Annotated in this window: 8 protein-coding genes; 6 read left to right on the top strand and 2 right to left on the bottom strand. The window is 36.9% G+C overall.

Translation table 11 applies throughout. The features are described 5' to 3' along the window. The 5 genes from ACOVO2_RS11790 to ACOVO2_RS11770 form a co-directional block, all read left to right on the top strand. Positions 1-375: DUF1553 domain-containing protein (locus tag ACOVO2_RS11790; RefSeq protein ID WP_421770167.1), on the top strand; the 375-nt coding region annotated here is incomplete at its 5' end. 440 nt (positions 376-815) lie between these two features. Further along, positions 816-1,133 (top strand): low molecular weight protein tyrosine phosphatase family protein, encoded by a 318-nt coding sequence (locus ACOVO2_RS11785; RefSeq protein WP_421770166.1) that lies wholly within the window; start codon positions 816-818, stop codon positions 1,131-1,133. A gap of 46 nt (positions 1,134-1,179) precedes the next feature. Beyond that, positions 1,180-2,082 carry a sugar phosphate isomerase/epimerase family protein gene (locus ACOVO2_RS11780; RefSeq protein ID WP_421770165.1) on the top strand — a complete coding sequence of 301 codons (903 nt, stop codon included), beginning with the start codon at positions 1,180-1,182 and terminating at the stop codon, positions 2,080-2,082. A gap of 217 nt (positions 2,083-2,299) precedes the next feature. Beyond that, positions 2,300-3,253: an aldo/keto reductase gene (locus ACOVO2_RS11775; RefSeq protein WP_421770164.1), complete on the top strand. Its 954-nt coding sequence runs from the start codon at positions 2,300-2,302 to the stop codon at positions 3,251-3,253. Between the two features lie 133 nt (positions 3,254-3,386). Next, positions 3,387-3,797, top strand: coding sequence for a DUF6326 family protein (locus ACOVO2_RS11770; protein WP_421770163.1), 411 nt, complete (start codon positions 3,387-3,389; stop codon positions 3,795-3,797). Here ACOVO2_RS11770 and ACOVO2_RS11765 read toward each other — a convergent pair. Continuing rightward, the gene (locus tag ACOVO2_RS11765; protein WP_421770162.1) at positions 3,769-4,347 is read right to left on the bottom strand and encodes a Crp/Fnr family transcriptional regulator; all 579 of its coding nucleotides are present in this window, start codon (positions 4,345-4,347) and stop codon (positions 3,769-3,771) included. The two genes, ACOVO2_RS11770 and ACOVO2_RS11765, sit on opposite strands and share 29 nt — an antisense overlap. Before the next feature lie 188 nt (positions 4,348-4,535). Here ACOVO2_RS11765 and ACOVO2_RS11760 point away from each other — a divergent pair, with 188 nt between their 5' ends. Continuing rightward, complete coding sequence (locus tag ACOVO2_RS11760; RefSeq protein ID WP_421770161.1) at positions 4,536-4,970, top strand: hypothetical protein; 435 nt, start codon at positions 4,536-4,538, stop codon at positions 4,968-4,970. Positions 4,971-5,039: 69 nt separating this feature from the next. Here ACOVO2_RS11760 and ACOVO2_RS11755 read toward each other — a convergent pair. Next, the coding region (locus ACOVO2_RS11755; protein WP_421770160.1) for a DUF4835 family protein at positions 5,040-5,354 on the bottom strand (315 nt) is incomplete at its 5' end.

The raw sequence follows: 5,354 nt of genomic DNA, 5'->3' as shown, positions 1-5,354 counted from the left end.
TTTGATGCACCGAGCAGAGAATTTTGTCAGTCGAGACGCTTACGCACGAATACGCCTTTGCAAGCACTTGTAACTCTAAACGACCCTGCGTATGTAGAAGCAGCACAAGAGTTGGCCAAAAGTATGTTGAAGAAAGGTAAAACACCCGAACAACAGATTCAGGCAGGTTTCAATAAAATTATGATGCGAGATATTGACGAAAGAGAGTTGAAAATTTTAACCAAACTTTATCGCCAAACCGAACAACAATATAAGAAAAACCCGGTGGAAGCCTATAAGTTTTTTGGTCGCTCAGATACTTCCCCATCATTAGCAGCTATGGCAGTTACAGCCAATGCTATGATGAATTTAGATGAGGTAGTGACTAAGGAGTGAGATTTAATAGGTAGCTAACAACTTTTTTGGATTATTTTTCTTTGCTTTCGCTATAATTTCTGAAAGTTTTTTCTGTCTGCCTCTGGTAATGGTTTGTTTATGACAACAAAATCAGGTTCGACATTATGGTTAGTTTTCATATTTTTAGTTTGTCAGTTCTTTATTTACAAATTGATGTTGTGCAAAGCAGCAGAGCTGCTTAATATTTGTAGTAATACTGTTCGAAAGTAAACAAAAGCTACGTAGTAGCGAAATAATAAGTAAAGTAATAGGTATGATTTCGCTACTACGTAGCTTAAAGCACATAACTATTTACTATTTCTACAAATATTATGGTACGCTGTACCTGTTTGTCTGCTTAACATCAGTTACAAATATACAAACACAAACTAAACAGGTTTTGATACTCAAATTAACAAAACAATTTTAAAACCCAACAAATGAATCTACTCTTCGTATGTAGCAGGAATCAGTGGCGAAGCCCAACGGCTGAGGAAATATTCAAAAATAATCAAGAACATCAAGCAAAGTCAGCTGGAACTGAGCCTTCGGCACGCATAAAAATTACCGAAAAGTTAATCAACTGGGCAGATATTATCTTTGTGATGGAAAAGAAACATAAAGAACGAATCAAACAAAGATTTGCTACGGTAGTCGATGAAAAAGAAGTTATTGTCTTGGATATTCCTGACGAATATCAATTTATGGATGAAGAATTAGTAGATTTAATCAAACTTTCGGTTTCGCCTTATTTATAAAATCATAACATTTAAAATTCAATCTATCAAAACCTACGATAAACTTATGGAAAGAAGAGAATTTCTTCAAAAAGGTGCATTGGCACTGGCAGGTACAGCCGCATTTTCGAGCGATTTATTTGCTGCAAAAAAAGAAAAACACGTGGTGGGCGTGCAGCTCTACTCTATCAGAGAGGATATGAAAAAAGACCCACTGAATAGCCTAAAGAAAATAGCCGAAATGGGTTATACGCACGTAGAGCACGCCAACTACATCGACCGTAAGTTTTATGGGTATTCGGCTAAAGAATTTCGTAAAGTATTAGATGATTTAGGCCTAAAAATGCCTAGTGGACATACTGTAATGGGCAAACAGCACTGGGATGAAGCCAAAGGTGAATTTACTGACCTCTGGAAACAAACAGTAGAAGATGCCGCTATTTGTGGACAAAAATATGTAATTAGCCCGTGGTTGGATGTGAGTTTACGCAAAAATTTTGATGATTTGAAGCGTTTCATGGAGGTTTTCAATAAATCAGGTGAGCTTTGCAAAAAATCGGGCATGAAATTTGGCTACCATAACCACGATTTTGAGTTTAGTTTAAAACTCAGTAGTGTGAAAGTTTACGACATCATGCTACAAAATACTGACCCAAATTTGGTTGCTCAGCAGCTCGATATCGGTAATATGTATGGAGGTGGCGGACGTGCGGCTGATTTATTAAAGCAGTATCCAGGAAGATTTGAATTGATGCACGTAAAAGACGAAATCAAGAGTGCAACCGAACACGGTGGTTGGGAAAGTGCGATTCTCGGAACGGGTGTTATCGGTGTGAAAGAAATTATTGATATGGGTAAAAAATCGGGCGGAACAACGCAGTTTATCATTGAGCAAGAGTCTTATCAAGGCAAAGCTCCGTTGGATTGCATGAAAGAAGATTTAGCAATCATGAAAAAATGGGGGTATTAATCACCCTTTGCTCATAACATTTCTTACAAATAATAGTTAAAACATCAAATACACAAAGCATTTACCTTTTGTACTTGATGTTTTTTGGTTTATTCTCTGATTGATACGAAATCTACCTTTAAAACCAGCGACGGCATCGCTTCGAGCGATGCCGTCGCTATTATCCAAAAAATCAACGAAAAACCTTTTTTTTAATTCTTACAACAAACCAAGATTTATGAAATATTTCAGTTTTAGTAATGACGATAAAATGCCTGCATTGGGCTTAGGCACTTGGAAATCGGCCAAAGGTGAAGTGTATAAAGCAGTAAGAGAAGCTATTTCCATTGGCTATCGCCACTTTGATTGTGCCTTTATTTATGGCAATGAAGCTGAAATTGGACAAGCCATTGCCGATGCTATCAAAAACAGAGAAGTGAGCAGAGAAGAACTTTGGATAACTTCAAAACTTTGGAATAATCGTCATAGAAAAGAAGATATTCAAGGAGCAATCGAAATTACGCTTCGTGATTTACAACTTGATTACCTCGACCTCTATCTCATTCACTGGCCAATCGTACTTCGTAATGATATTGATTATCCTCAAAGTGGCGAACACTTGGTAAGCCTCAATGAAGTTTCGCTGACTGAAACTTGGTCAGGAATGATTGATTTGCAAGCCAAAGGCTTAACTAAGCATATTGGTGTTTCTAACTTTAGTATCAAAAAAATTGAGCAAATAAAAGCTGATACGGGCGTTTGTCCAGAAGTTTTGCAACTCGAACTTCACCCATTTCTTCAACAAAAAGCCATCCTAAAATTTGCCAACGAAAATAAGATTATTCTCACAGGGTATTGTCCGCTCGGTTCGGCTGATAGACCAGCCAGTAGGATTTCAGTTGGCGAACCAAAACTTTTTGAGAATCAGACAATTTTAAACATTGCCTCCGAAATCGGCTGCTCTCCAGCACAAGTAATGCTTGCGTGGGCTGTTTGTAGAGGTACTTCTGTGATTCCGAAATCAGTAAATCCACAACGCTTGGCCGATAACTTAGCCGCTGCCGATATCAACCTTTCAGCAACTCAGATGGAAGCCATGAGTGCATTAGACCAGCATTATAGATATATCAAAGGAGATTTCTGGTGCATTGAAGGTAGCGATTATACGATTGCTAATCTTTGGGATGAATAACTAAAATAATTATGTTCTGTGACATGCTAGGCGTGTCACAGAATTTGTTTTAATTCTTCACTCCTTTCTTAACCCAAATCAATTTTTTCAAAGATAAGTTTTCAGAATTTTGCTACTCAAAACTTATCATAAAATGAATAGAAAAACCTTATTATCAACACTTTGGGTATTTGTAACAATTAATTACCTTTACTGCGACCTCATCGGGTTAATGGATTCTTCCCTTCTAAAACAATACCTTAAAGGCAGTGTCGAGGGTATGGAAATTAACGAGAATTTCTTATTAGCTGCTGGAATTTTGATGGAAATTCCAATTTCTATGATTCTTTTATCAAGAATTTTGAAAGATAAACCCAATGCAGTTGCAAACTTAGTGGCCGCATTTATCAAAACCTCGGTAATGGCTTTGACACTATTTCTCGGAAAACCAACTATTTATTATCTATTCTTTGCAACGATTGAGATTTCTACGACTGTTTTTATACTTGTTTATGTAATCGGTTGGCTCAAAGAAATCAACGCTTTAAAGCTAAGCGTTTCCTGATTCTGCTCAGAGATTCGGGTTTTACGCCTAAATAACTCGCCAGCTGGTATTGGGGAATACGTTGTATGAGGTCAGGACGAGATTCTATTAATCTTAAATACCTTTGCTCGGGCGTATCATTCAGATAAGCCATCATTGTTTGTTGATACTCAGCGAAGGTATTTTCTACTATTTTTCGAGCAATAGACTCCAATCTTGGGTGACTTTTGAATAAATCTTGTGCCGAGTTATCATTTCCTATCAATAAAACACAGTCTTCTTCACAAACCCAATAAAAGGTCGACACTTTCTCTTCATTCAAACCAGTTAATGAAATTACCCATTGGTTTTCGGTGAAAAAAGCGGCTGTTTTCTCTTCACCATCAACCAAAGAATATTGCCTTATTAAACCTCTAAAAACAAAATAGGTATTCTTGGTTATTTGTCCTTCTTTCAGAAGCACCGTATTTTTTTCGTATTCTTTCACTACTGCACTATCATGGATAGCCTTTGCTTCGGCTTCTGAAAGTGGAGAAATACTGGAAAAATAATCGATTAGTTTTTGTTTCATATCACGTATCTAAAGAATTACTTACCATCAAATTTACATACTTTTTTGGGGTGAGAACGATAAACTGAGTATTCTAAAGTAAAATTTAACTAAAAATACTGCACCCATATATTTCTGTGAGAAAAGCACATTCCAACCTTTTCTCAGAAAATGGTATCTTATCAGAAATATCAAAATTTTATTGAATCATGAAAAAGCGAAGTTTTAAAATCTTATTATTGGCATTTATTCTGACAGGCTCGGCAATGAGCTGTACTTCAGAAAACATCAACACCGACTGTACTCCCACAAGCACCATTAACGATAAGGCATCAAAAGAGGAAGACAATGCCGTTTTAGCAAAATTATTCAAAGAAATAGAGGATTTGAGTAAGTCTAAAACATGTGATAACGCAGGACAATGGCTTTTTACACCCATCGGAGCAAAAGCTTGTGGTGGACCGAGTGGCTACATTGCTTATAGCTCGCAGATTGATACAGCTTGTTTCTTGAAAAAAGTTGAGCATTATACGGCACAATCCAAAATGTATAATATCAAGCACAGCATTGGGTCTGATTGTTCGATAACTGCCTCGCCGAAAAGTGTTTCGTGCGAAAACGGCAAACCAGTCTTAGTGTATTAAAAAAATATCATCAAAAAAGCCCTAAACTGTAAATTTTAGGGCTTTTTTGATGATAAATGTCTTTCACCACTACTTCACCAGTTTACGATAAAGCTCGGTCTTTGATGGGTCAACGGCTGATAATATGGCGAAGGCTTTCTGCTTTTCATCTTTAGTAGCTTCCGAAAACACATTGACCATTTCTTGATTTTTGGCATTCATAAAACTTGTTAATAATACCGAATTAGTCTTTAGTTTTTGCATTTCTTTTATGGCATTCAAGAAATCAAAAACTTGCTTACGGCCGCCTACTGGGTCAGTAGTAAAATTATCGAGAGCCATGCGGTGATAGGTGTAAAGCCCTTCACGGAAAGGCAGCAACTGCTGATTTTGTAAATTTTCAAC

The organism is Emticicia sp. (assembly GCF_049241225.1).
GTDB lineage: Bacteria > Bacteroidota > Bacteroidia > Cytophagales > Spirosomataceae > Emticicia.
The sequence above is the reverse complement of the archived record's forward strand: the minus strand, read 5'-3'. Positions and strand labels throughout refer to the sequence as shown.

Bases quoted from the DNA above. Each gene is read 5' to 3' on its own strand.
- ACOVO2_RS11785 (WP_421770166.1), top strand. From the start codon at position 816: ATGAATCTACTCTTCGTATGTAGCAGGAATCAGTGGCGAAGCCCAACG.
- ACOVO2_RS11780 (WP_421770165.1), top strand. From the start codon at position 1,180: ATGGAAAGAAGAGAATTTCTTCAAAAAGGTGCATTGGCACTGGCAGGT.
- ACOVO2_RS11775 (WP_421770164.1), top strand. From the start codon at position 2,300: ATGAAATATTTCAGTTTTAGTAATGACGATAAAATGCCTGCATTGGGC.
- ACOVO2_RS11770 (WP_421770163.1), top strand. From the start codon at position 3,387: ATGAATAGAAAAACCTTATTATCAACACTTTGGGTATTTGTAACAATT.
- ACOVO2_RS11765 (WP_421770162.1), bottom strand. From the start codon at position 4,347: ATGAAACAAAAACTAATCGATTATTTTTCCAGTATTTCTCCACTTTCA.
- ACOVO2_RS11760 (WP_421770161.1), top strand. From the start codon at position 4,536: ATGAAAAAGCGAAGTTTTAAAATCTTATTATTGGCATTTATTCTGACA.